Annotated in this window: 27 protein-coding genes and 1 tRNA gene; 11 read left to right on the top strand and 17 right to left on the bottom strand. The window is 66.5% G+C overall.

Annotation, left to right across the window (positions count from 1 at the left end; translation table 11 throughout):
* Positions 1-8: 8 nt before the first annotated feature.
* From NDI86_RS12450 to NDI86_RS12430, 5 genes are all read right to left on the bottom strand, one after another.
* On the bottom strand, positions 9-632 hold the full coding sequence (locus NDI86_RS12450) for a DUF2238 domain-containing protein (RefSeq protein WP_310900763.1): 624 nt from the start codon (positions 630-632) through the stop codon (positions 9-11).
* Positions 619-1,212 (bottom strand): hypothetical protein, encoded by a 594-nt coding sequence (locus NDI86_RS12445; protein WP_310900762.1) that lies wholly within the window; start codon positions 1,210-1,212, stop codon positions 619-621. The genes NDI86_RS12450 and NDI86_RS12445 overlap by 14 nt, the downstream gene beginning before the upstream one ends.
* 187 nt (positions 1,213-1,399) lie before the next feature.
* A tRNA-Thr gene (locus NDI86_RS12440) sits at positions 1,400-1,474 on the bottom strand.
* A gap of 112 nt (positions 1,475-1,586) precedes the next feature.
* On the bottom strand, positions 1,587-2,000 hold the full coding sequence (locus NDI86_RS12435) for a universal stress protein (RefSeq protein ID WP_310900761.1): 414 nt from the start codon (positions 1,998-2,000) through the stop codon (positions 1,587-1,589).
* Positions 2,001-2,077: 77 nt separating this feature from the next.
* Positions 2,078-3,058, bottom strand: coding sequence for a class I SAM-dependent methyltransferase (locus NDI86_RS12430; RefSeq protein ID WP_310900760.1), 981 nt, complete (start codon positions 3,056-3,058; stop codon positions 2,078-2,080).
* 75 nt (positions 3,059-3,133) lie between these two features.
* Here NDI86_RS12430 and dph5 point away from each other — a divergent pair, with 75 nt between their 5' ends.
* Entirely contained in the window at positions 3,134-3,904 is a 771-nt protein-coding gene (dph5, locus tag NDI86_RS12425; protein WP_310900759.1) for a diphthine synthase, read from the top strand.
* Here the strand turns inward: dph5 and artA are convergent.
* The 5 genes from artA to NDI86_RS12400 all read right to left on the bottom strand — a co-directional run bounded on the left by artA (position 3,901) and on the right by NDI86_RS12400 (position 10,460).
* A complete protein-coding gene (artA, locus tag NDI86_RS12420; protein WP_310900758.1) occupies positions 3,901-4,902 on the bottom strand; it encodes an archaeosortase A in 1,002 nt (333 codons plus the stop codon). The genes dph5 and artA overlap by 4 nt on opposite strands.
* A gap of 118 nt (positions 4,903-5,020) precedes the next feature.
* Complete coding sequence (locus NDI86_RS12415) at positions 5,021-7,444, bottom strand: DUF7827 domain-containing protein (RefSeq protein ID WP_310900757.1); 2,424 nt, start codon at positions 7,442-7,444, stop codon at positions 5,021-5,023.
* 589 nt (positions 7,445-8,033) lie between these two features.
* On the bottom strand, positions 8,034-8,786 hold the full coding sequence (locus NDI86_RS12410; protein ID WP_310900756.1) for a VOC family protein: 753 nt from the start codon (positions 8,784-8,786) through the stop codon (positions 8,034-8,036).
* Positions 8,787-8,830: 44 nt separating this feature from the next.
* Complete coding sequence (locus tag NDI86_RS12405) at positions 8,831-9,280, bottom strand: TIGR04206 family protein (protein WP_310900755.1); 450 nt, start codon at positions 9,278-9,280, stop codon at positions 8,831-8,833.
* Between the two features lie 70 nt (positions 9,281-9,350).
* Positions 9,351-10,460 carry an OBG GTPase family GTP-binding protein gene (locus NDI86_RS12400; RefSeq protein ID WP_310900754.1) on the bottom strand — a complete coding sequence of 370 codons (1,110 nt, stop codon included), beginning with the start codon at positions 10,458-10,460 and terminating at the stop codon, positions 9,351-9,353.
* Between the two features lie 145 nt (positions 10,461-10,605).
* Here NDI86_RS12400 and NDI86_RS12395 point away from each other — a divergent pair, with 145 nt between their 5' ends.
* On the top strand, positions 10,606-10,806 hold the full coding sequence (locus NDI86_RS12395; RefSeq protein WP_310900753.1) for a VNG_1110C family protein: 201 nt from the start codon (positions 10,606-10,608) through the stop codon (positions 10,804-10,806).
* 283 nt (positions 10,807-11,089) lie between these two features.
* Here NDI86_RS12395 and NDI86_RS12390 read toward each other — a convergent pair whose 3' ends face one another.
* A complete protein-coding gene (locus NDI86_RS12390) occupies positions 11,090-11,308 on the bottom strand; it encodes a hypothetical protein (RefSeq protein WP_310900752.1) in 219 nt (72 codons plus the stop codon).
* 166 nt (positions 11,309-11,474) lie between these two features.
* Here NDI86_RS12390 and NDI86_RS12385 point away from each other — a divergent pair, with 166 nt between their 5' ends.
* The 5 genes from NDI86_RS12385 (at position 11,475) to NDI86_RS12365 (ending at position 15,551) form a co-directional block, all read left to right on the top strand.
* Positions 11,475-11,957 (top strand): 50S ribosomal protein L11, encoded by a 483-nt coding sequence (locus NDI86_RS12385; protein ID WP_310900751.1) that lies wholly within the window; start codon positions 11,475-11,477, stop codon positions 11,955-11,957.
* Between the two features lie 199 nt (positions 11,958-12,156).
* Positions 12,157-12,795, top strand: coding sequence for a 50S ribosomal protein L1 (locus NDI86_RS12380; protein ID WP_310900750.1), 639 nt, complete (start codon positions 12,157-12,159; stop codon positions 12,793-12,795).
* 1 nt (position 12,796) lies between these two features.
* Positions 12,797-13,846 carry a 50S ribosomal protein L10 gene (locus NDI86_RS12375; protein ID WP_310900749.1) on the top strand — a complete coding sequence of 350 codons (1,050 nt, stop codon included), beginning with the start codon at positions 12,797-12,799 and terminating at the stop codon, positions 13,844-13,846.
* Positions 13,847-13,864: 18 nt separating this feature from the next.
* Positions 13,865-14,206: a 50S ribosomal protein P1 gene (gene rpl12p / locus NDI86_RS12370; RefSeq protein WP_310900748.1), complete on the top strand. Its 342-nt coding sequence runs from the start codon at positions 13,865-13,867 to the stop codon at positions 14,204-14,206.
* Between the two features lie 118 nt (positions 14,207-14,324).
* Positions 14,325-15,551, top strand: a complete 1,227-nt coding sequence (locus NDI86_RS12365) for a tripartite tricarboxylate transporter permease (RefSeq protein WP_310900747.1) — start codon at positions 14,325-14,327, stop codon at positions 15,549-15,551.
* Here NDI86_RS12365 and corA read toward each other — a convergent pair.
* Together corA and NDI86_RS12355 are read right to left on the bottom strand one after the other, a co-directional pair.
* Positions 15,546-16,523 carry a magnesium/cobalt transporter CorA gene (gene corA / locus NDI86_RS12360; protein WP_310900746.1) on the bottom strand — a complete coding sequence of 326 codons (978 nt, stop codon included), beginning with the start codon at positions 16,521-16,523 and terminating at the stop codon, positions 15,546-15,548. The two genes, NDI86_RS12365 and corA, sit on opposite strands and share 6 nt — an antisense overlap.
* Complete coding sequence (locus NDI86_RS12355) at positions 16,520-16,690, bottom strand: hypothetical protein (RefSeq protein WP_310900745.1); 171 nt, start codon at positions 16,688-16,690, stop codon at positions 16,520-16,522. The genes corA and NDI86_RS12355 overlap by 4 nt, the downstream gene beginning before the upstream one ends.
* 123 nt (positions 16,691-16,813) lie before the next feature.
* On the opposite strand from NDI86_RS12355, the gene NDI86_RS12350 reads away from it, so the two are divergent.
* Positions 16,814-17,098, top strand: a complete 285-nt coding sequence (locus NDI86_RS12350; protein ID WP_310900744.1) for a DNA-directed RNA polymerase subunit L — start codon at positions 16,814-16,816, stop codon at positions 17,096-17,098.
* A 2-nt stretch (positions 17,099-17,100) separates the two neighbouring features.
* Here NDI86_RS12350 and NDI86_RS12345 read toward each other — a convergent pair whose 3' ends face one another.
* Positions 17,101-17,937, bottom strand: coding sequence for a hypothetical protein (locus tag NDI86_RS12345; protein WP_310900743.1), 837 nt, complete (start codon positions 17,935-17,937; stop codon positions 17,101-17,103).
* Positions 17,938-18,104: 167 nt separating this feature from the next.
* Between NDI86_RS12345 and NDI86_RS12340 the strand changes: the two genes are divergently transcribed.
* On the top strand, positions 18,105-18,338 hold the full coding sequence (locus tag NDI86_RS12340) for a HalOD1 output domain-containing protein (protein WP_310900742.1): 234 nt from the start codon (positions 18,105-18,107) through the stop codon (positions 18,336-18,338).
* On the opposite strand, the gene hisF is transcribed toward NDI86_RS12340, so the two are convergent.
* The gene (gene hisF / locus NDI86_RS12335) at positions 18,339-19,154 is read right to left on the bottom strand and encodes an imidazole glycerol phosphate synthase subunit HisF (RefSeq protein WP_310900741.1); all 816 of its coding nucleotides are present in this window, start codon (positions 19,152-19,154) and stop codon (positions 18,339-18,341) included.
* Between the two features lie 227 nt (positions 19,155-19,381).
* Between hisF and NDI86_RS12330 the strand changes: the two genes are divergently transcribed.
* On the top strand, positions 19,382-19,573 hold the full coding sequence (locus NDI86_RS12330) for a DUF7550 family protein (RefSeq protein ID WP_310900740.1): 192 nt from the start codon (positions 19,382-19,384) through the stop codon (positions 19,571-19,573).
* 87 nt (positions 19,574-19,660) lie between these two features.
* A complete protein-coding gene (locus NDI86_RS12325; protein ID WP_310900739.1) occupies positions 19,661-20,725 on the top strand; it encodes a sodium:phosphate symporter in 1,065 nt (354 codons plus the stop codon).
* A gap of 9 nt (positions 20,726-20,734) precedes the next feature.
* Here NDI86_RS12325 and NDI86_RS12320 read toward each other — a convergent pair whose 3' ends face one another.
* Complete coding sequence (locus NDI86_RS12320; RefSeq protein WP_310900738.1) at positions 20,735-21,835, bottom strand: sodium:calcium antiporter; 1,101 nt, start codon at positions 21,833-21,835, stop codon at positions 20,735-20,737.
* 135 nt (positions 21,836-21,970) lie between these two features.
* The gene (locus NDI86_RS12315; protein WP_310900737.1) at positions 21,971-23,062 is read right to left on the bottom strand and encodes a hypothetical protein; all 1,092 of its coding nucleotides are present in this window, start codon (positions 23,060-23,062) and stop codon (positions 21,971-21,973) included.
* Positions 23,063-23,129 lie beyond the last annotated feature (67 nt).

The raw sequence follows: 23,129 nt of genomic DNA, 5'->3' as shown, positions 1-23,129 counted from the left end.
GCTCCCGCCTAGAGCCAGCGCCGAACGAACGGCACGAGCGAGTCGAAGTGCTCCGTCCCCCAGAGGACAGTGACCACCGCCCCGACCGTGTTGAACAACATGTCCGTGACGATGTCGTCGATACCGTAGACGACGAGTGGCGACCCGACGCCGACACCGCGGGCGACCGACGCGACGGCGAACTCAAGCAGTTCCCAGACGACGCCGGCGGCGAGCACGAACACGACGACGAACACGCCCCGGAACGCCGCCGGAATCTCGACCGCCGATGAGTGGCGCTCGAACGCGCTGAGGACGGCGTAGCCGACCCCGGCTATCAGTACCGACGAGACGGTGTGGGTCACCTCGTCGTACCAGCTGAGCCACCGGTACGGGCCGAGCGCGCCGACGACGTGGAGGAAGACGGCCACCGTGATGAGCACGACCAGCCCGGCGTCCATCGTGTAGCCGTACTCGCGTCGCAACATCGCCGGCAAGGCGGTCACGGCGAGGGCGGCGCCGGCGTTCGCGGCCACCCCGAACCGGAACGTCGCCAGCCCGTATATCACCAGCCCACAGAGCAGGAGCTGCAGGCCCCACACCAGCCGGCGCTCCCCGGCCTCGGAGAGCCCCACCGCGTCAGCCGGCGTCATCGCCCCGCACCTGTGGTCGCCTGTGGGACCCGACGTGGCCGGTCCGGGCGAAGTACCACTGGAAGGCGGCCGCCACGGCGACGCTAACGCCGGTGACGAGGACGATATCCCACTGTAGCTCCCGCTGTGACCGGAGGAAAGCGGTCCCCAGCCACCGGTCCGAGTAGTACTGCCCCACTATCCAACAGCCCTGCGCGGCGAGCGTCGTCAGCGCGGCAAACCCCACCGCGAAGGCCCGGCTCATCCGGACGGGCGTGAACGCGTCGAGTTCGACCACCGCCAGCAAGGCGAACGTCGCGACGGCGAGATAGCCCGCCAGCTCCGGACTGCGACCGACGGCTCGCAGCAGCGCGGCGACGGCGGCCAGCCCCACCACCGGCCACGGGACCATGACCCGCCACCTGCCGGTCGCCGCCGGCGGGACCAGGGCCACCGCGAGGACGACGACCGTCAGCGCCGCCCAGAGCACCGCACCGCGAAGCAGGCTCTCGACGGCCGCGAGCGCCACCGAGCCCGACAGCACCCACCCCAGCAGTGCGTTCACTCGTTCGTCGCGTGTGAGTGCGGTGAACTGGACCACGGTGTGGGATACGTCAACTGGGCAACTAAACTGTTGGGGCGACAGACCCAGCCGGTGGAGGGGGCTTGGAACCGGTGGAGGGAGTTTGAACCACGGGAAGACGGTCGCTCGCTTCGCTCGCGCTGTGACTTCCCTCGTTCAAATCCCACGTCGTGGCTTTCGCTGCTCACGTTCGTTCCCAGCAGAAAGCCGGTGGAGGGATTTGAACCCTCGGCCTAATCCTTACGAAGGATTCGCTCTAGCCAGTCTGAGCTACACCGGCGCGTTGGCACACTCGACCAAGCACGCGTCGCGACAGCACGTCTGCAGTGTGCCACTCGGCAATATGGGATAGTGCCGATAACCGCAATAAGGATTGCGAATCGCCGTCGCCGTCACGCGGGTTTCGTGCCGACGATGGTGACCGGCACGGGCGACTCCAGCAGCACCTGCTGGGAGACGCTGCCGAAGATGACTTTGCCGGTGGGGGAGCGCTTTCGCGACCCCATGACGATGTGGTCGACGTCGTGGTCCTCGGCCAGGTCGAGGATGCCGTCGGCCGGCGGGAGCCGACCCGCGGCGAGTGTCACGTCGTAGTCGCGCTCTTCGAGGTAGTCACGGGCCAGGACGACGGTCTCGACGTCCTCCAGACTGGAGGGGTCGTCGGGGTCCTTGACGTCGTCCGGCGGCAGCGCGTGTGTGACGATGACCTCGATGTTCTCCGCGTCGGTCGGCAGGTCCTCGACGAAGGCGGCCTGCCCGCGGGCTCGGTCCGGGTCCGTGTCGACGGGGACGAGTATCCGGTACATGGGAATTCGAGGGACCGTAGGGCCCCGTTACCGGACGTTCACCGGGGGCCCCCGTAACTTTTGTCACTCCGGCCGAGTCAGCGCCGGAGTCGGGCGTCGATGACGACGTTGTGCTCGCCCGGCGCGTACGACCGAACGGTCCGGCGGGTTTCGACGGACATCTCGTAGGTCGGCTCGGCGGCCGCGCGTATCGCCCGCTCGCCCGGCCCGAACGGGTCCGTGTCGGGCTGGATGTCGTAGTAGTGGACCGTACAGTCGTCGCCGGCCAGCGCGACCGCCGTCTCCAGGAACTCGTCGGCGCTGTGGGGCAGGTTCATCACGATGCGGTCGGCCCACCCCTCGTAGTCGCCCGCCACCTCGCGGACGTCGCCGGCGATGGCGGTGACGCGGTCTTCGACGCCGTTGCGCGCGGCGTTCCGGCGGAGATACTCGATGGCCTGCTCGTTGATGTCCGTCCCGACGCAGGTCGCGCCCCGCGTCGCGAAGGGGACGACGAAGGGGCCGACGCCGGCGAACATATCGAACGCCTGCTCGCCCTCGCGGACCTGTTCGACCACGCGGTGGCGCTCGGTCGCCAGCCGCGGGGAGAAGTACACCTCCGCGAGGTCGAGTTCGAACGCACAGCCGTACTCCCGGTGGAGTACCTCGGTGGTGTCGCCGGCCAGGACCTCCCAGTCCCGTACCCGCTCGGTGCCCTTGATTTTCGAGGCGCGGTTCAACACGCCCTCGACGGGCAGGTCCGAGGCGACGATGGCGTCCGCAATCCGCTGTGCCCGCTCGGGGTCGTCCTCGTCGACGATGACCAGGTCGCCGAGCCGCTCGTAGCTCGGCGCAAAGTCGAGTTCGTCGGCCGGCATCGTCTGGCCCTCCCTCACCGGCGCATCGAACTCGACGACCTCGAAGCTGTCCGGCACCGTCGACGGCTCCGCTACGGGGACGTACAGCGTGCCGTCCTCGACGGTGATGTCGTAGCCGTCGTCGACCAACTCTGCCTCGGCCAGCCGCTGGCGAGTCGCCTCGCCCTCGGTGACGGGCACGCGCACGCAGGGGACGCCCATATCCCCTCTCCCCCGTCGGCAGCGGTAAGCCTGACGCTTCGCGTCCTTTATGCCCGGCGCCGACGGACTCCGGGCATGCTCACTTTCGTCGGTCTCGGCCTCTACGACGAGCGGTCGGTCACTATCGAGGGACGCGACGCTATCGCCGATGCGGACCGCGTCTTCGCGGAGTTCTACACCAGCCGCCTCGTCGGGACGGACCTCGACGCGCTCGAAGCGTTCCACGACACCGACATCGAGGTCCGCGACCGCGCCGGTGTCGAGCGGGACCCCGAGCCTATCCTCGCGGCCGCCGAGACGGCCGACGTGGTCTTTCTCACGGCGGGCGACACGATGGTCTCGACGACTCACACGGACCTCCGCATTAGAGCCGAGGCACGCGGTGTCGACACCCGAATCGTCCACGGCACCACCGCACAGACGGCGGCCGGCTCGCTCACCGGCCTCCAGAACTACCGCTTCGGGAAGGCCACCACGCTCCCCTTCGAGAAGGCCCACGGCGGCGACGGCGTCCCCGACAGCGTCGTCGCCACCATCGAGGACAACCGGGCGCGTGACCTCCACACCCTCGTCTACCTCGACATCAAGGTCGACGACCCCCACTGGGCGGAGAGCGACGACACGTACATGACCGCCGACCGGGCCGCCGAACTGCTCAGCGTCGAGTTTCCCGACCGGCTCGCTGTCGTCGTCGCTCGGGCCGGCAGTCCCGACCCGCTCGTCGTCGCCGACACCTTGACGAATCTCGCGAGCCGCGACTTCGGCGACCCTCTGCATCTGCTCGTCATACCCGCCGAGTTACATCCAATCGAGGACGAGGCGCTCGCGGCTATCGCCGACAGCTAGTCGTCACCAGGGGTCGCGACGTCCTCCGACTCGGTGCCCGCGTCGAACGCTGCCGCCAGGTCGTACTCCGTACCAGTCACAAGATAGAGGAGGTCCTCGACGAGCACCGTTATCTCCGGCAGTTCACGGACCAGGAAGTAGGTGATGCCGACCAGCACGACGACAGACCCCGTCTGTGCGAGGATGCGGTCGGCGACGTAGTACGACACCATCTGTGGGTCCTCGATACCGAACACCGTCATGATCAGGCCGGGGAGAATCTGCATCCGCTGGTAGCCAAAGGAGACGGCGATGAACACGTTCCGGAACAGGTTCAGCACGTAGATGACCGACACCGTCAGCGCCAGCGCACGGAGCCGCCGCCGCCAGGGCGCGTCCACGGCCAGAATAGCGCCCGCGAAGATGGAGATGCTGCCCATCCCCGTACAGGCCAGCAAGATGTTGTACGTAATCGGTCGCGAGTTCCCCTCGAACCAGAACGTGCTCTCGTACGGGTAGGGCTTCTCGGTTATCTCGATGCCCTGATACGAGAACCCATCGACGACGAGCGGGTCGAACCCGAACAGCGACAGCAGGAACGCCGTCTGGTCCGTGACCGACTCGACGAGGGCCTGGCGCAGCGGGCCGATAGTGAGGAAGGGCACGTACACCAGCCCCATCAGCCCCACCGCCCGCGTGAGCACGAACAGCGAGTCCCGACCCTGATAGAGCTGGTAGCCGGCCCAGACCGACAGCGGCACCGCCGCGAGACTGCCGACCCCCTCGATGAGGCTCTTCTGTGTCAGCGTGAAATGCGGGATGAGGACCAGCCAGAACGCTCCGAAGGCGACCCAGCCCGCGACGGCGACCAGTCGTGCCCGCTCCCTGTCGTATCGGCTCACGACGGCACTGCCCAGAAACGCCGCGAGCACCACCCACATCAGCGGTTCCGACCACACCAGCGGGTCGAACGACACCCCACCGAAGGAGATGGTCGACTGGAGCACGGGGACACTCATTGTCCTACCTTTGCCAATCCGGCCTAAATGCTTTGTCGTTAACCGAGCGCGTACACAGCGGCGCCGCTACCGGACGAGCACGCAAAAAAGGTCGAAATTCAAGGACGGGGCGGTCCCGTTAGTTGTCGCGTCGGACTGCGAGCAGCGCAGCGGCGACGAGAGCGATGAGAGCGAGCGCGGCCGTGAAGCCAGGCCCGCTACCACCGGTCGCGGTCTCCTCTGCGCCCGTGCCGGCCTCGGTCGACGTCTCCGTCGCCGTTGCCGTGTCCGTGTCCGTGTCCATCGGCGTCGCCGTGTCCGTGTCCATCGGCGTTGCCGTGTCGGTGCCGGGTGCCGCAGTGCCCGTGTCCGTACCGGGCTCCGGCGTGTCCGTCACCGGCGTGCCGGTGGACTCGACGAGACGACCGTCGTACTCGTCGCTGTCAGTGCCGCCAACGCTCGCCTGAGCGGTGAACTCGGAGCCAGCGTTGTTGTCGCTGAAGTCAGCGACGGCCGAGAAGGTACCGTCAGCCTGGACGGTGCCTTCGGGGCTCTTCAGGAAGGGGTCACCGCTGGTGTCACTGTCGAGGGAGACCTCGACCTCGGTACCGGGTGCGAGGTTCGTGTCACCGGTGACTTCCTGACCAGCCGCGGCTTCGAGGACGATCTCCTCGTCAGCGTTGGTGTCGAGGTTGATCTCGGGGTCCTCGATGTCGAAGTTGCTCGTGAGGGAGACGTCGTCGTCGACGAGATCAGTGCCGCTCTCGTTGACCGTGAAGTTCGCCGTGTACTCGTCCCCGTCGCTGTGCTCGGGGAACTGGTCGACCAGCGCCGTGCTGTCGATGACGACGAAGTGCTGGTCGTTGGCACCGTCGTACAGGACGCTGTAGTTGTCAGTCGAGAGGTTGGCGACGTTGGTGCTCGCCTCGCCCTGGTTCGGGATGTCTTCACCCTCGAACGTCAGGTCGAAGAGGTTGCCCAGCGCGGACGTGCTGTTGTACAGCTCGGTGGTGTCGCCATTCTCGAGGGCGCCCTCGAGACCGGAGGCTTCGACCTGCACGACGACTGCGTCGCCTTCCGCGACGACGCCGGTCTGGGTCAGGTTACCTGCCTGCGCGTATGCGGGGATGTCTTCGGCATCCGCATCTCGCAGGTCGCTCAGGCTGTCCTCGGGTGAGGTCCAGAGCTGCAGGTTGTCGATGGACGCTTCGCTCAGCGAGAGCGTCGCGCGGGCGTCGGCGTTGTCGCTGTCGACGCCGTTCTCGGTACCCGAAACGACGTACATGTCGTAGTCGGTATCGTCGAGGATGTCGGAGCCAGTCGGGCGGTTGTCATCGAAGCTGTTCGCTTCGTAGGAGACGTCGTCGATGTTCGTGTCGTCGTCACCGGCGGAGATAGTCGTCGCAGACTGGTTGCCGGCGGTGAAGCTGTTGAACTCGACGTACGCGACGCCGTCCTCGTCGTCGTCGGTGATCTGAGCGATGATACCGTAACCGCTGCTGTCGACGTCACCGATCTGGAGCGTCGCCTCGTCAGTGTTGGACATCTCGACGGAGATGTTGACCAGGTCACCGCGCTGGTTGCTGTAGACGTTGCTACCGAAGTCGGCCGACTCGTCACCGGCGTCGACGACTTCGAACTCGTCGCTGGTCGCGGTGACACCGGTCGCGGTGTCCTCGACTTCCAGTGTGTAGTTGTCGACGTCCTGCTCGCCGAAGTCTGCCGTCAGCATACCGGAGCTGTTCGTAGACTCGTTCACGTAGGCGAGGGTGTCGTCGCTCGAGTCGAGGAGCCTGACGCTGACGTCACGGTTGATGTCAGACATGTCGACGGTGGCCGTGACGTTCTCGTCGTCGTCGAACGAGGTCTCGTCAGGCTCGACCGTGAGGCCGAGGTCCTGAATCGTGACGTTGACCGTGTTGCCGCCGTTCGTGATCTCGTAGTCACCGAGCTCTCGGTCGTCGGTGTCCCAGACGTAGACTGCGCTGTTGTTGCCCGAACCTTTGGTCTCGTCGTAGGAGATATCGTCTCCTTCGATTTCGAACACTTGTTCGAGGTTGTTCTCGTTGTAGATGGCGAGGTTCGAGCCGCGGTAGACCTCGTATTCGTTCCCGTCAGTGTTGGCCGACACGTTCGCGGACGAAGGCGCAAACTTGACGTTACGAGTGACTGTCGCAGCGTTGCCGTTCTGGTCATCGATGTTCTCGATGGTGACCGTATCGACATCACTAACGACCGAGCCCGTGTCATACAGAAGCTGGCCGTCTTGGAGGTCGCCAGCGGTGACGGTTGCTCCATCCACGACCGCGTTACCGCTTTCGTCCGTGATCGTGATATTGGTTCCAACCGTACCATTGATCGCCACTGTTTCGTCGAACGTTACCTCAAGCACTGGGCCGGAGTTGCCGACATAGTGCGTCGCTTTCTGTGCGGTAGGAGCACCCGAGGTGTTCCCACCGACCGCAGCGGCACTTCCGGTCAGCGCGACGGTCCCGGCGAACACCGAGAAGACCATCAGCGCAGCCAGAATCAGGCTACGGAGCTTGTCTGAGTTGCTTGTCATAGTTGTTGGTTGCTATCGGGCGGCCCCAGCTGTTTTCCACGTGGTTGGTACGCGACCGTCGCGGCCACGCATAGACCGAACCGGTGTACTCACTTCTGGCGCCATGGGTAGGGGTACGGGTGTAACCTACGCCGGACATTATAAATGCTTTGTGGTCAAGGGTATGGGATGACAGTTCCTCTCACACCCTAAATCCGGACATACAGCGCTTCCTGTGTCAGTATAAGGGCTTTGTGCCTCCTGTGACAAAAGTGTCATTCGTGCGTCTGACATCGTGGGTTCAAGTACCAAGGGGCGGGCAGATATCCACGATTGCGAACGCTCTGGCCCAAAATGGCTGACAGAGTTGTCGTTGAACTACCCGCACGAACCAGCTAGTACACTCCCTGGCGCGCACAATCTGGATGCAATGTACTTACGAATCCGTCAGAGCGGGAGGGTGCGACGGGAGTTAAAAGGCCGACCGCTACAGCCCGCGAGTCACTTCACTCCCGCTGCCGAAAGCCTCCTTTCGGATGGCTCCTCGCTACGCCACGGGTGGCTTCACTCTCCTTCCAACGAAGAACGCTCCCGGTGGCCGCGTTCCTCGCTACTCCCTGACGATTTCGACTTCGTGACCGCCGGGCGTCTTGGTGAACGCGTAGCGGTCGTCACAGCTCTCGGGGTCGCGGTAGTCCTCGGCGTTGCGCTGCATCAGCGTCTCCCAGGTGTCGTGGAGGTCGTCGGTGCTGACGGCGATGTGGCCCCAGGCGTCGCCCATCTCGTAGCTTCGGCCGTCGTAGTTGTAGGTGAGTTCGACCGACATCGCCTCGTCGGCGGCGTCGCGGGGCTTGAGGAAGTACAGCGCAAAGGAGGAGTGTTCGGAGCGTCGGAACATCTCGTAGTCCAGTTTGCGCGTGTACCAGCCGATGGCCGCGTCGGCGTCCTCGACCCGGAGCATGGTGTGGTCGAGGCTCCACTTCGCGCCGTGGTCGCGTTCGACTATCTCGACCTCGTGGCCGTCGGGGTCCTTGACGAATGCGTAGGAACCGCCACAGGAGTCGGGGTCGCGGTAGTCCTCGACGCCGGCGTCCATCAGTTCCTCGTAGGCGTCGTAGACGTCCTCGACCCGAACGGCGATGTGTCCCCAGGCGTCCCCGTGCGTGTACGTGCGCCCGTCGTGGTTGTACGTCAGTTCGAGCAGGGCGCCCTCCTCGTGGACGTCCTCGGGACCGAGGAAGACGTTGGTGAAGGTGTCGGCCTCCCAGCGGCCCTTCTCCTCGTAGTCGAGGTAGTCCTGATACCACTCCAGGGACGCTTCCAGGTCTTCGACACGCATCATCGTATGGTCGAGTGTCAGCATGCTTGAAGCGTCGGCCCGGACGGCGAAAAGCGTACCGCACTCCGCTATGGCTCGCCGTCCGCCGTCTCGCCAGCGGTGACCAGCGGCCAGTAGTACCACCAGACCACCGCCAGGATGACGACCGTTCCGACGGGGACTGCGACGTAGCCCAGCCGCCGATTGAACCCGAGGAAGACGCCGACCTGTGAGAGCGCGGCGCCGACGAGCGAAAGCGCCGTGATACGCGGGTCCTCGCGCCAGACGGCGCCCGAAAGCGCACTCGCGAGGGCGACGAGATACAACAGGACGCCGGTACGCCAGGCCCGGATGAACGCCGGCAGGTCGGCGGTGAATCGGACGAAGAAGTCCCATATCGAGACGAACTGGAGCGGGTTCGTGTTCACCAGCCCGGCCGGGAACACGAGCGTCAGTTCGCTGCCGATGACAAGCACCGTCCACGGCAGCAGCCCCAGCAGAGCGACGACGGCGAGGCGACGCCGCGAGTCAGCGACCATACCCGAGAGGAGAACTGTAGACACAAGAGGGAACTGAGATAGTCGTGCGTGCGTACGCGAGAGTGAGGCCCTACCGCCTCGCGACGATACGCAACACGTCCTCGTCGGCCAGTTCGTGGTCGCGGCCCACCTGCTGTTCGTCGTGTTTCGCGCTCGGGCCGGTGACGCGGGCGAAGCGGAACCGCTCGTCGAAGCTCCCGCCCAGTTTCTCGCAGGCGTCGTCGACGGTGTCGCCCTCGCGGAGGATGAGCGGCTCCTCGCGGTCGACGCCGCGACCGGGCTTGTCCATGTAGATACGGACGAGCCCCAGGGCGTCCCAGATTTCCTCGGTCAGGCCGTCCAGCCCCTTCTCCTTCTCGGCGCTGATGAAGATGGCCTCCTCGGGGTCGATACCTCGGTCTTCGAGTTCGGACTCGACGGTCGGGAGGTAGTCGGGTTCGATGAGGTCGGCCTTGTTGACCGCCACGAGCGAGGGGACGTACTCGCGGTTGTCCATCACGCCGTCGATGAGCCTGTCGAGGTCCACCTGCTCGCCGATGGTCACGTCGGCGTTGACGTAGCCGTGTTCGCGCAGGACGCTCTTTACCGTCTCCTCGTCTAGGTCGAGGTCGACGGAGCTGTTGACCGCCAGGCCGTCCTTGGCCTTCTTCCGAATCGTCACGCGAGGGGGCTCGGTGTCGAGGCGAATCTTGTTCTTGTACAGCTCTTCGCGCAGGCGGTCGTACTGGTCTATCTCGAAGACGGAGACCATGAAGACGATGAGGTCGGCGGTCCGGACGACCGACAGCACCTCCTGCCCGCCGCCGCGACCCCCTGCCGCACCCTCGATGAGCCCCGGCACGTCGAGAATCTGGATGTTCGCCCCCTTGTGTTTCAGCATCCCGGGGTAGACGTCCAGCGTCGTGAACTCGTAGGCGCCCGTCTCCGACTCGGCGTTTGTCAGCGCGTTCAACAGCGTGGACTTCCCGACGCTCGGGAAGCCGACGAGCGCGACCGTGGCGTCGCCGTGCTTCTCGACGCCGTAGCCGCCGCCCCCGCCAGAGCCGGACTGCTGTTCTAACTTCTCCTTTTTCTCCGCGAGCTTCGACTTCAGCCGACCGATATGTGCCTCTGTAGACTTGTTGTAGGGCGTACTGGCGATTTCGTCTTCGAGTTCCTGAATCTCCTCTTCGAGCCCCATTGTGTGTACGTCCGCCCCGGACACCGAATAAGGCTTTCTTCCCTCGCCGACCGCGGCAGCCCCGACCCTTACCAGCACAGGTTTTCACGATTTACACTCAAAGATTTCGACACACCTATAGGACGCCCGCTATCAGCACACAGTAATGGTGAACGCGGACCGATTCCGTGACAGCACGCAGATTCTGTTACCTGTCGATGCGCTCAACGGGATCCGTGACGAGCTGGAACGACGGTTTACCGTCACCGTCCGCACAGAGGACGAGCAGGTTCGCATCATCGGCTCTCCCGTCGAAATCAAGGACGCCGGTGACTTCCTCGCGATGAACGGTGTAGCCTTCGCCTGAACCTTTTTCATCGTCGGATTTCCTCGCGAGCCGGAGGCTCGCTGCGGGAACCCTCCTCGAAAAACGTCCTCAGAAATCGAAGATTTCTGATGGGTGGTTCGAGAGACGCCGTCGGCGTCTCTCGTCATCCCGAAAGGCGCTATGCGCCTTTCGGGCGACTGCGGTAGAGCTTCGCTCTACCGAACGTTCATGAAAAAGGCCGGACTCGCGCCGCCGGCGCGAGTCCGGGGCAACCGCTCGCCACTGGCGAGCGGTATGCTATTCGGGACCGCAAGAGAGTGTCTCAGGCTGGTGCAGTTCCGCGCCGCTTGCCGAACAGATAGACCAGATAAAGCAGTATCAGCGGCATGAAGTACAGCCCACCCATGACGCCGCCGCCGACGACTGCCCCCAGCAGCGACCCACCGGTGAGGACTCCGGCGGCGACGCCCAGGACTACGAAGGCCCCAAACAGGAGACGGAGCGTTCGGAGTTCGGTTTGTTTCAGCGGGAGGAGGGACATACGTCAGTGTTGGATGTGTGAGAACATAGCTGTCACCTGTTCGTCCGAGTGATGTCCCGAATCGAGATATCACTTGCCCTGTGTCGGCCAGCAACACCGTGTGTCGCCCTCACGCGGCGCCCCCCGAAACGCAATCCTTTAAACCGCCCAGAGGGATGCATCCTGTATGGCTGGAACTATCGAAGTGCTCGTCCCCGGCGGGCAGGCCAACCCTGGCCCGCCCCTCGGTCCCGAGCTGGGCCCGACGCCCGTGGACGTGCAGGCGGTCGTACAGCAGATCAACGACGAGACCGGCGCCTTCGACGGGACCGAAGTCCCCGTCACCGTCGAGTACGACGACGACGGGAGCTTCACCATCGAGGTCGGTGTCCCGCCGACGGCCGAACTCGTCAAAGACGAGGCCGGCTTCGACACCGGCAGCGGCGAGCCCCACGAGGAGTTCGTCGCCGACCTCACCGTCGACCAGGTCATGCAGATAGCCGAGCAAAAGCAGTCCGACCTGCTCGCCTACGACCTGAAAAACGCTGCCAAGGAAGTCGTCGGCACCTGCACCTCGCTCGGTGTCACCATCGAGGGCAACGACCCCCGCGAGTTCAAGGAGCGCATCGACGAGGGCGAGTACGACGACGAGTTCGTGGCTGCCGCGTAAGCCGACCGAACACGCCGCTGTCTGCGGTCTTTTCGGGTTTCCCCTACCCGGCCAGCTACGGCGCCGTCGCCCTCGATAGTCACCCCGGACCGCCGGTTCGACGGCTTTAAGTTCCCGATAGGCTTCTTGTCCGACGAGACAGGCATCCGCCTGTTTCACTGACCCGTAGAAGCCGTTTGGCGTACTACGGAGGTGAACAATGGCAGACCAGGAAATTGAGAACGCAGTCTCTCGCGCACTCGAAGAGGCACCTGAGCGGAACTTCCGCGAGACGGTCGACCTCGCCGTGAACCTGCGCGACCTAGACCTTAACGACCCGTCGAACCGCGTCGACGAGTCCGTCGTACTTCCGTCCGGCACCGGACAGGAGACCACCATTGTGGTCTTCGCCGAGGGCGAGACAGCCCTCCGGGCCGAGGAAGTGGCAGACGACGTACTCGACGAGGACGAACTCGCAGAGCTTGGCGACGACGACGACGCCGCCAAGGACCTCGCCGATGACACTGACTTCTTCATCGCGGAGAAGAACATGATGCAGGACATCGGCCGCTATCTGGGGACCGTCCTCGGTCCGCGCGGGAAGATGCCGGAACCGCTCGACCCCGACGACGACGTCGTCGAGGTCATCACGCGCTTGAAAAACACCGTGCAGCTTCGCAGCGGTGAGCGTCGGACGTTCCACACCCGCGTGGGCGCCGAGGACATGTCCGCCGAGGACATCTCGGACAACATCGACGTCATCATCCGCCGCCTGCACGCCGACCTAGAGAAGGGGCCGCTCAACGTCGACACCATCTACGTGAAGACGACGATGGGCCCCGCCGTGGAGGTGGCCTGATATGAGCGCCGAAGGCGAACGCAAGACAGAGACCATCCCGCAGTGGAAGCAAGAGGAGGTCGACGCCATCGTCGAGATGATCGAGTCGTACGACTCGGTCGGCGTCGTCAACATCGCCGGGATTCCGTCCCGACAGCTCCAGGACATGCGCCGTGACCTCCACGGCACCGCGGAGCTTCGCGTCTCCCGGAACACGCTGCTGGTCCGTGCCCTCAAGGAAGTCAACGACGGCCTCGAGGACCTGACCGAGCACATCGCGGGACAGGTCGGGCTCATCGGCACCGACAGCAACCCGTTCTCGCTGTACCAGGAGCTTGAGGCCTCGAAGACGCCCGCGCCCATCGGTGCCGGCGAGGTCGCCCCGAACGACATCGTCGTTCCCGAGGGCGACACCGGTGTCGACCCCGGCCCGTTCGTCGGCGAACTCCAGTCCATCGGTGCGGACGCTCGCATCCAGGAGGGGTCCATTCAGGTCCTCTCGGACTCGACCGTGCTGGACGCGGGCGAGGAGGTCACACAGGACCTCGCGAACGTCCTCAACGAACTCGGTATCGAGCCCAAGGAGGTCGGTCTCGACCTCCGCGGGGTCTTCTCCGACGGCGTGCTCTTTGCCCCCGAGGAGCTGGAACTCGATATCGAGGAGTACGAGAGCGACATCGCCGCGGCCGTCAGCGGCGCCGTCAACCTCTCGGTCAACGCCGAGTACCCGACCGCGACCACGCTCCCGACGATGCTCCAGACCGCGACGGGCGACGCCAAGAGCCTCGCGCTCTCGGCCGCCGTCGAGGACCCCGAGGTCATGCCCGACCTCATCAGCAAGGCCGACGCGCAGGTCCGCGCGCTCGCGGCCAGCATCGAGGACCCGGAAGCGCTGCCCGAGGAGCTCCAGGACGTGGAGGCCGCGCCGGCAGCAGCAGAACAGACTGACGACCAGACCGAGGACACCGACTCCGAGGACGACGCCGACGACGCCGAGGCCGACGCAGACGAGGCCGAGGACGACGACGACGATGACGAGGACGCCGGCGACGCGCTCGGAGCGATGTTCTAACCACACCAACACAGAACAATGGAATACGTTTACGCTGCACTCATCCTGAACGAATCGGGCGAAGAGATCAACGAAGACAACCTCACCGACGTGCTGGACGCCGCCGGCGTCGACGTCGAGGAATCCCGCGTCAAGGCCCTCGTGGCCGCGCTGGAGGACGTCGACATCGAGGAGGCCGTCGAGCAGGCCGCCGCCGCGCCCGTCGCGGCCGGTGGGGCCGCCCCGGCCAGCGAGGGTGGCGACGACGAGGCCGACCACGACGAGCCGTCCGAGGAAGAGGTCGCGGAAGCCGAAGAAGCGGACGACGACGACGAAGACGACGACGCCGGCGGCGAGGGCCTCGGCGAGCTCTTCGGCTAAACAGGCCGACTCCAACCAGCTATTCTTTCGACCGCACCGGGAAGCGGCAGCGCTGTCTCCCCCGGCGAGTGTACCGGCGTGCGGAGGTTCAAGTACCCGAAGGCGACCAGCCCCGGCCATGCCTCCCGTCACCGTCGCCGCGGACCCCGTCGGCGTCCTCGCCCTGCTCGCGGCCATCGCCGCCGGTATCGGCCTGGGGACGGTCAGCGGGCTGGTTCCCGGACTCCACGCCAACACGCTCGCGCTCTTGCTGGCGGCGACGGCGGGGTCGGTGCCCGGCCCGCGGGTCTACGTCGGTGCGGCGATGCTTTCCGCGGGGGTGACCCACACATTTCTCGACGTGGTGCCGGCGCTGGCACTGGGCGTGCCCGACCCGGCGATGGCCGCCGGCGCGCTGCCCAGCCACCGGTTGGTCATCGAGGGCCGGGGGAGGGAGGCGCTGCGGCTCTCGGCGCTGGGCAGCGGCGGCGCGGTGATACTGGCGGTCCCGCTGGCCGTCCCCGTGACGTGGCTGATGGTCCGGCTCTATCCGCTCGTCAGTGCACAGTTGCCGCTCGTGCTGGGCGCTATCGCGGCGCTGCTCGTCCTCTCGGAGCCGGGATGGGACCGCCGCGTGGGTGCCCTGGTCTCGCTGGCCGGGAGCGGCGGGCTGGGGCTCGCGGTGCTCGACGCGCCGGTCGCGGGGGCACTGCCCGTCGCGGACGTGCTCGTCCCGGTGTTCTCGGGGCTGTTCGGCGCGCCGGTGTTGCTCGCCGCCATCGAGGGCGAGGGGGTCCCGCCCCAGGCCGACGCGGCGGTGACGACGCCGCCTCGGGCCGTCGCTTCCCTGGCGACCGTGGGGACGCTGTGTGGGGCCGTCGTGGGGTATCTCCCCGGCGTCTCCAGCGCCGTCGCCGCGACGCTGGCGCTGGGATTGACCGCCCAGCGCGGGCCGCGGGCCTTCGTCGTCACGACCAGCGGCGTCAACACGGCGACGGCGGTGTTCGCGCTGTTCGCGCTGGTCGTCCTCGGCGACCCGCACACCGGCGTGCTGGTTGCGCTCGACCGCGCGAACGTCCCGCTCGCGCTCCCGTCGCTGCTGGCCGCGGTCGCAATCTCGGCGGTCGTGGCGGCCGTCCTGGTACCACACCTCGGGGACCGCTACCTCCGGACGGTCGGGAGCGTCGACCCCGCGAGGCTCTCGGTCGGCGCGCTCGTCGGACTGCTCGCGCTCTCGGCCGTCTTCGCCGGGCCGCTCGGGGTCGGCGTCTTCGGCGCCGCGACGCTCGTGGGGCATCTGCCGCCAGCGACGGGCTGTCGGCGGGCGACGCTCATGGGGGTGTTGCTGGTCCCGCTGGCGCTATAGGTAGTCGCGCCGCCGGAACTGCAACAGCATGACGGCCGCCATCAGCGCCATCCCCAGCATCGCCGCCGGGTAGCCGAACGTCCAGCCGAGTTCGGGCATGTTGTACGGCCCCCCGGCGAAGTTCATCCCGTAGATACCGGCGACGAACGTCAGCGGGATGAAGATGGTCGCGACGACGGTGAGCACTTTCATCACCTCGTTGGTCGACTGGGAGACGGTGTTGAGGTAGATGTCCCGGGCGCCCGAAACGAGGTCCCGGTAGGTCTCGGTCAGGTCGGCAATCTGGACGAGGTGGTCGTAGATGTCCCGGAAGTACTTCTCGGTCTGGGGCTGGACCTGCTTCGGGTCGCCGCGGGCCAACAGCCCGACGGCCTCCCTGGCCGGCCACACCTGCTTGCGGAAGGAGAGTAGGTCCCGCCGGACGTCGTTTATGTTCTCGATGATGTCGCTGTCGGTCGACACCGTCACCGCCTCCTCTATCTCCTCGATGTCGGTCTCTATCTCGTCGAGCAGGTCGAAGTACGCGTCGACGATGACGTCGATGGCCCGGCAGGCGGTGAAGTCCGGGCCCCGCTGGAGCAGTCGCTCGTCGCCGCGCTCGGCCGCGGCCATCACGCGCTGTATCGGCCCCGGCGGGCCGGTGCCCAGCGTGACCACCCAGTCCCGGCCGATGAAGATACCGACCGGCCTGGCCGTCACCTCCTTCTCGAAGGTCGTCTCTCCGGGCGTGAGGCTGATGGCCTTCAACAGGACGAACGTGTACTCGTGGAACTCCTCGGTCTTGGCCCGCACGTCGCCACGCAGGTCCTCGATGGCGAGCGGGTGGAGGTCGAAGGCCGACTGGACCGCCGCGACCTCCTCGTCGGTCGCCTCCGCGACGTGGACCCAGGTCGTGCCGGCGGCCCGTCGCGCCGCGGCGAGGTCGTCGTAGGCGACCGCCGCCTCGTCGGCGTAGACCAGCGCCGAAATCACGCCGGGCCCTCCACGACCGAGGAGCGCCCGACCGCGAGCAGCGTCAGACCGACCATCACCGCCGTCACGGAGAACGCGCGGCCGGGGTAGGCGACGGCTATCCCCGCGAGGTAGGCGACCACCCCGCCGACGGTGAGCAAGAGTCCGAGGGCCCAGACGGTGTTCATGCGCCCCAAATCACCGTGGCGAGACAAAAGCGTACTCCCGGTCCGGGGTGGCGCTCACGCCGGGTGAGCCGAGCCTACGGAGAAGCGACACGTTGATGGGCACAAGCGCCGGTAGCTTTCGGTATGGACCTGCGCGTCATCGACAAGTCGGATACGGAGCTCTCTATCGAGATTGCGGGCGAGGACCACACGTTCATGAACGTCATCAAGGGGGCGCTGCTGGAGACCGAGGGCGTCACCGCGGCGACCTACGACGTCAACCCCGAGCAGTCCGGCGGCCAGACCGACCCGGTGCTGACCATCAAGACCGACCCCGGCGTCGACGCGCTCGACGCCCTCGAAGCGGGCACGGACCGGGTCATCGAGAAGGCGGACGACCTGACCGCGGCCTTCGAGGCGGCGGCGTAGTTCTAACAGACCACGTACGTGACGAAGACGGTGTCGTCCGGCGCGACGTGGACGTCGACGCCGACGGTGTCACCGGCGCGGAAGGCGTTGCCCCGCTCGACGTAGCTATCGACCAGCGCCGCCGCCAGCGCGCTCTCGTTCTCGAACTCGCTCACCGACCCGCCGGTCCGCTCGGGCGCCACGCGGTAGCTGACGACGGCGGGCTGCTCACAGGCGAGCGCGAAGCGGGAGAACGCCTCCCTGTCCGGGCCCGCCCCGTCGCCGGCGACGGCGGCCACGGTCGCCTTGTTGTAGTAGGCGGCGGCCTCGTCGCCGGTGGTGTTGCGTGCCAGGGCACCGGCGCCCTCGGCCGTCCGTCGCTCGTTGAGTTCGGCGACGTAGGCGTCCTCGACCCCGGCCAGCGAGAGGTCACCGACGCTGTCGGCGCTCCCCGGCGCGTCGGGCACCGGCGGCGGACCGGTCGGGCCACCGAACGTCGGCAGCGAGATGACGCCCACCGCCGAGAGCAGGAGGACGGCCAGCAACACCGCGACGGCGGCGTAGCCGGCGACGTACTTCGGTTCGAGCACGTCCAGCCAGCGGGTCCCGATCTCGTCGAGCGGGTCCGTCTCGGGCGGCCCCTCGCGGAGTTCGAGGTTCGCTCCGCCACAGCGCTTGCAGGGGGGCGAGTTGCGCTGGTGGGACCGACCGCAGTCCTGACAGACCCAGACGGTCCCGCCGGGGACGACCTCGTGGTTGACTTGCTGGACCGCCTTCTCGAAGGTGCCGTGCCCGCAGTTGTCACAGGGCGGGTCGTTTTCCTCGTGTGGCTTCTCGCACCACTCACACCGCCATTCCATCACCGGGGCTAGGTGACCGAGCTACAAAGGAGTCGCGGCGCGGGCAGCCACCGCCGGGGTCGCCCCTCGGTCGCGTCAGACGTTTGTTGCGACGAACTCGTGCAGAGATGTTCCCGTGGGCTTATCGCGTCACCTGCCCTGAATTACTGTGGATGAGAGCCACGTCTATGAGAGAGTCCCACTCAGCCAGCGAGGCCGTGATAGAAGCAGTGTCGAGACGGGCCGGCGTCGACCCGCTGGAGTTGGAGACACCGCTGTACGACGCCGTCGACCCGGACGAGCTGGACGGGCTGTTCGACGGCGCGAACCGGCCCGGCCGCTCGCCGGTCGAAGTAACGTTTCGCTATCACGGCTACACCGTCACGGTCGACGGCGACCGAACGGTCACGCTCACAGAGTAGTTACAGCCGGACCGGAATCCCCTGCTCGTCGAGGTACTGCTTGGTCTCCGCGATGGAGTACTCGCCGAAGTGAAAGATAGAGGCCGCCAGCCCCGCGTCCGCGCCGGCGTCCTCGAACACCTCCGCCATGTCCTCGGGGCCGCCACAGCCCGAGGAGGCGATGACCGGCGTCGAGACGGCGTCACAGACAGTTTTCATCAGCGGGATGTCGTAGCCGTCCTTCGTGCCGTCGGCGTCGATGGAGTTGACGAATATCTCGCCCGCCCCCCGGCGTTCGGCCTCCTTGGCCCACTCGACGGCGTCGAGGCCGGTCCCCTCCCGGCCGCCCTTGACGGTACACTCGAACCAGCAGGACTCGCCGTCGACCTGGACGTACTGCTCGCCCTCGCCGTCGAAGCGCCGCTGTGCGTCCAGCGAGATGACGATACACTGGCTGCCGAAGGCGGCGGCGCCCTCCCCGATGAGGTCCGGCCTGGCGATGGCGCCCGAGTTTATCGACACCTTGTCCGCGCCCGCGCGGAGCGTCTCCTTGATGTCCTCTCGGGTGCGGATGCCGCCGCCGACGGTCAGCGGGATGAACACCTCGTCGGCCACCGCCGAGACCGTATCGAGCATCGTCTCGCGACCCTCGGCGGAGGCGGTGATATCCAGAAAGACGAACTCGTCGGCCCCCGACTCGTTGTAGGCCTTGGCCATCTCCACCGGGTCACCGGTGTACTCCAGATCCTCGAAGTTCACGCCCGTGTAGACGGCCGCGTCCCCGTTCTCGTCGACGTCCACGTCGATACATGGAATAATTCGCTTGGTGAGAGTCATCAGATACCCGTGGATTCGCTACAGGCCCGTTTCATGGTTTCGACTGATACGGAATATTGTAGTCTCGGCCCGGTAGCGCCGGTCACGGGGCCAGCGACCACCGGTACACAGCGACAGTATTCCGTCTGGCGCAACGACTCCACCGCGTTCGTGACGGCCGTGACCCTCTGTATCCCCGGGCGTCCGAATCCGACAGCTACAGGTGGTCGCTCACAGAAACCACGACCATGGCAGACGACCACCACGACGAGGACCGCCCCGACTACGACCCCGAACACGTCGAACTGCCCGCGAAGGCGCCGCCGCTGCGCTCGACGGCGCCCCAGAGCGACTTCACGATGGGGCAGGTCGGGCAGGGCGCCGCCGTCGCGCTCGTCGGACTCCTGTTGACCTTCGGCGTCGCGCTGGCGCTGGTCTGAGTCCGCGGGACGGCGGGGTCCGGGCACAATATTTTATCCTATTGACATCTTAGGACGAGTAGGTGAAGAAGCATTAGCCGGGAGACCGTGCGGGAGCGACTGTCCGGTGGCACCTCGTTACGACCCCTCCTGCAGGTCCTGCTCACCGTCGCGCTGTTCCTGTTCGCGATACGGCTGCTGGGGTCGGCGACCGACGCGCTGACGCCGTTCCTGCGCCGGACGCTAGAGCGGGTCGTCGTCGGCGACTGGTCGGCGCTCGGGCTCAGTTGGCTGGCCACCTACGCGCTCGCGAACGGGTCGCTCGTCGCGGCGCTGTCGCTCTCGCTGTTCAGCGCAGACCTCGTCGCGCCGTCGCAGCTGTTCCTGATGGTCGTCGGCTCGCGCCTGGGCGCGGCGGCCGTCGTCGTCTTCATCGGCGCCGTCGACTACGTCAACGCGGAACTCGACACGCTGCGGGAGTCGACGCGACTGGGGCTGTTGACCTTTCTGCTCACCCACTCGGTGTACGTCCCGGCGCTGGTCGTCGGCTACCTCGCGCTGCCCATCGTCCGGTCGGTCTCGGGAGCCGAGACGTCAGTTCCGGACGCCGCCGTCGGCACCCCGGACCTCCTCTCGGACCTCACCGATTCGGTGGTCGAACTCTTCGGCCCCGGCCTCGCCTTCCTCCTGGCGTTCGGTTGCATCCTGCTCAGCCTGAAGCTGTTCGACCGCCTCCTCGCCTCGGTCGACCAGGAGCGGCTCCGCCGGCGATATATCAGGGATTTGAACGACAGGTGGGTGTCGTTCGGCATCGGGCTGTTGCTCACCGCGGCTACGACGAGCGTCGCGTTCTCGCTGGGCGTCGTCGTGCCGCTGTACAACCGCGGGCACATCAAACGGGCGGAGATAATGCCGTTCGTCCTCGGTGCGAACGTCGGCACGCTCGTCGACACGCTCGTCGTCGCCGTCGCGCTCGAGACGCCGACGGGCATCGCCATCGTGACCACCCTGTTGGCCCTCGGGCTCGTCATCTCCGTCCTGCTGTTGCTCGCGTATCCGACCTACAGCCGCGTCGTCGGCGCGGTCCAGAACGAAATCCTGGCCGACCGGCGCTACTTCGTCGGCTTCCTCCTCTCGCTGGTGCTGATTCCGCTGGGGCTCGTGCTGCTGTGACATCTCGGCTCAGACGAACACCGCGGCCGCGCCGCCCGGGAAGTCCTCCCCGAAACGCGTGAGACGGACGTACAGATACAGGAAGTAGAGCGCTATCAGCAACGCCGCGCCCACCCGGCCCAGGCGGCGCTCCTCGACCGCCAGGAACCGCGTCCGGACGCTGTCCAGTCGGAGCCGTCCGGACAGCTCCGCGACGCACCTGCCGACGTCGTCTTTCGTCAGCAGGTAGGTCAACAGGAGCGCCGCCGTCGCCGTCTCGACCGGCAGGTCCCAGTAGACGAGCGGCGCGGGGACGTGGTACGTCGAGAGCAGCGAGCCGAGGCCGATACCCAGCAACGGGTTCGTGATGTTGCTCCCGATGAGCGTGCCCAGGGACAGCCCCTCCGCGCCCTCGCGAAGCCCGACCAGGGCAGTCGTCAGTTCGGGCGAGGCGGCGCCGACGCCCAGCACCACGACGCCGACCATCGAGCCCGCCAGACCGGTCCGGCCGACCACCACGTCGACGGCCTGGAACAGGACGTGTGCGCTGAGGACCACGACGGCGAGGGCGACGAGCGCGACCAGTAGGTCCCGGCGCGGGCGCTCGGAGGGGCGGCCGGGACCTTGCGCCTGGAGTATCTCGCTGCGCGTCGTGAAGAGATAGTACGTGTACGCCGCGAAGACGGAGAGCAACACCACGCCGTCGAGGCGCGACAGCAGGCCGTCCCAGGCCAGCAGCAGCGTCAGCAACGTCGTACCTATCATCGGCGCGTACCCCCGCCGGAGGAACGCCGGCGAGAACTGGAACCCGCCGACGGCGATGACCACGATGCCGAGCACGAGCGTCTGCTGGACCACGTCCGACCCGATGTTGGCGCCAAGCACCGTCGCCGAGAGGACGCGCGGGTCGCCGACGCCGAGCAGTATCTGCCCGGACGCGACGACGTGAGAGGCAATCTCCGGGAGGCTCGTCCCCAGCGAGACGACGGTCAGTCCCAGGACGGCCTCCGAGAGGCCGTAGAACTTCGCGAGACGCACCGCCTTCCGGACGACGAGCTGTGCGGCCAGCAGGAGACAGGCCGCCGAGCCGAGCCCGATGGCGCTCTGTGCCACCACGGGCGATAGTGACATCTACCCACCCGGAGTTGGCGGCGAGCGGTAATAAACTCGGCCGAGCCGACGGACACGCCGGCGCGCACTCGCGCCGAGACCGGTCCGGTTCCTCCGTCGAGCGTGGACGCCGCGCTCGAACCGAGGCACGGCCGCTCACAGACTGTTGGGCAGATAGAGTTCGAGCACCAGGAATCCGAGCGGGAGGAGTACCGACCCGATGAGCCGTGTCAGAATCGCCGTCTGCATCGGGTAGAGCTGCACCGTCGCGTAGTCGTCGTACCGGTTACGGAGCCGCTGGAGGTCCAGCCGGTGGCCGAGTCGCTCCCGGTCGTCGTCGGCCGTCTCCAGTTCCCGCTCCAGTTCGACGTAGGCGTCCCGCAGCTCCGCGAGGATGCGCTCCTGGGACTCCTTGGCCTGCCGGTTTATCTTGAGCGTCGGATAGACGAACGAGAACAGTATCGTCCCGATGTACGTCGCGGTCACCAGGAGAATCGCCTCGTCGAACAGCGACGCCGACGCCATCTGAAAGGCGAGCGGGGAGAGCAACGATGCGGTCGACCAGAGGACCGTCGTCCGAATGGCGAAGTAGCCGATTGCGCCGAGCCCGCCGAGCCCGTCGGGGTGTAACGGTTTGATATCTATCTCGACCGTCGATATCTCGCGGATACAGAGCACCGTCGTGACGACGGCGGAGAAGCCGGCTTCGCCAAGCACCGCGCCCACGTACGCGCCGAAGGCGAGCGTCGTCCAGAGGAACACGCGACCGTCACCCACCATCCCTTGGGTCTCGAACAGCGGAATCGCGAAGACGCCCGCCACCAGGAACCCCAGGCCCCAGAAGAGCGCGAACAGCGGCCGGACGGTGGCGAACCGCCGGTTGTACGTCTCCGCGATACGCTCCAGTTCGTCCGCGTCGACGACTAGCTGGTAGGCGATTGCGAAAAAGCGCGGGAGCACGGACTTGTCGTAGTACCAGATGAGGGCGGGTGCGACGTTGACCCACGCCAGAAACAGGGCGCCGGCGACCAGAAACGACGTGCTGGCAGCGCGCCACTGCGTGAGGACGTACGCCGCCGCCAGGAGGTCCCACACCAGGGCGAACTTGACCACTCCCGTGAGGAACTCGCCGCCGACCCCGAAGGGGAGCCCCGCTTCGAGCTGTCGGCTTATCCAGTGGGTCGACCGGTCGTACTGCGCCGGCGTGCGCCCGTCGTCCGATGCGATTCCCTGGTCGAGAGTGGCCATACTACTTGCAGTACGTTCCGTGTCACTTTTCATAGTAGCACCGGTGTCGGCTATCCGCACAGTCGAG

This window comes from Haloarcula onubensis, assembly GCF_031624605.1.
Taxonomy (GTDB): Archaea; Halobacteriota; Halobacteria; order Halobacteriales; family Haloarculaceae; genus Haloarcula; species Haloarcula onubensis.
Note: the sequence above shows the minus strand (reverse complement) of the source record. Positions and strands in the feature narration are given on the sequence as shown.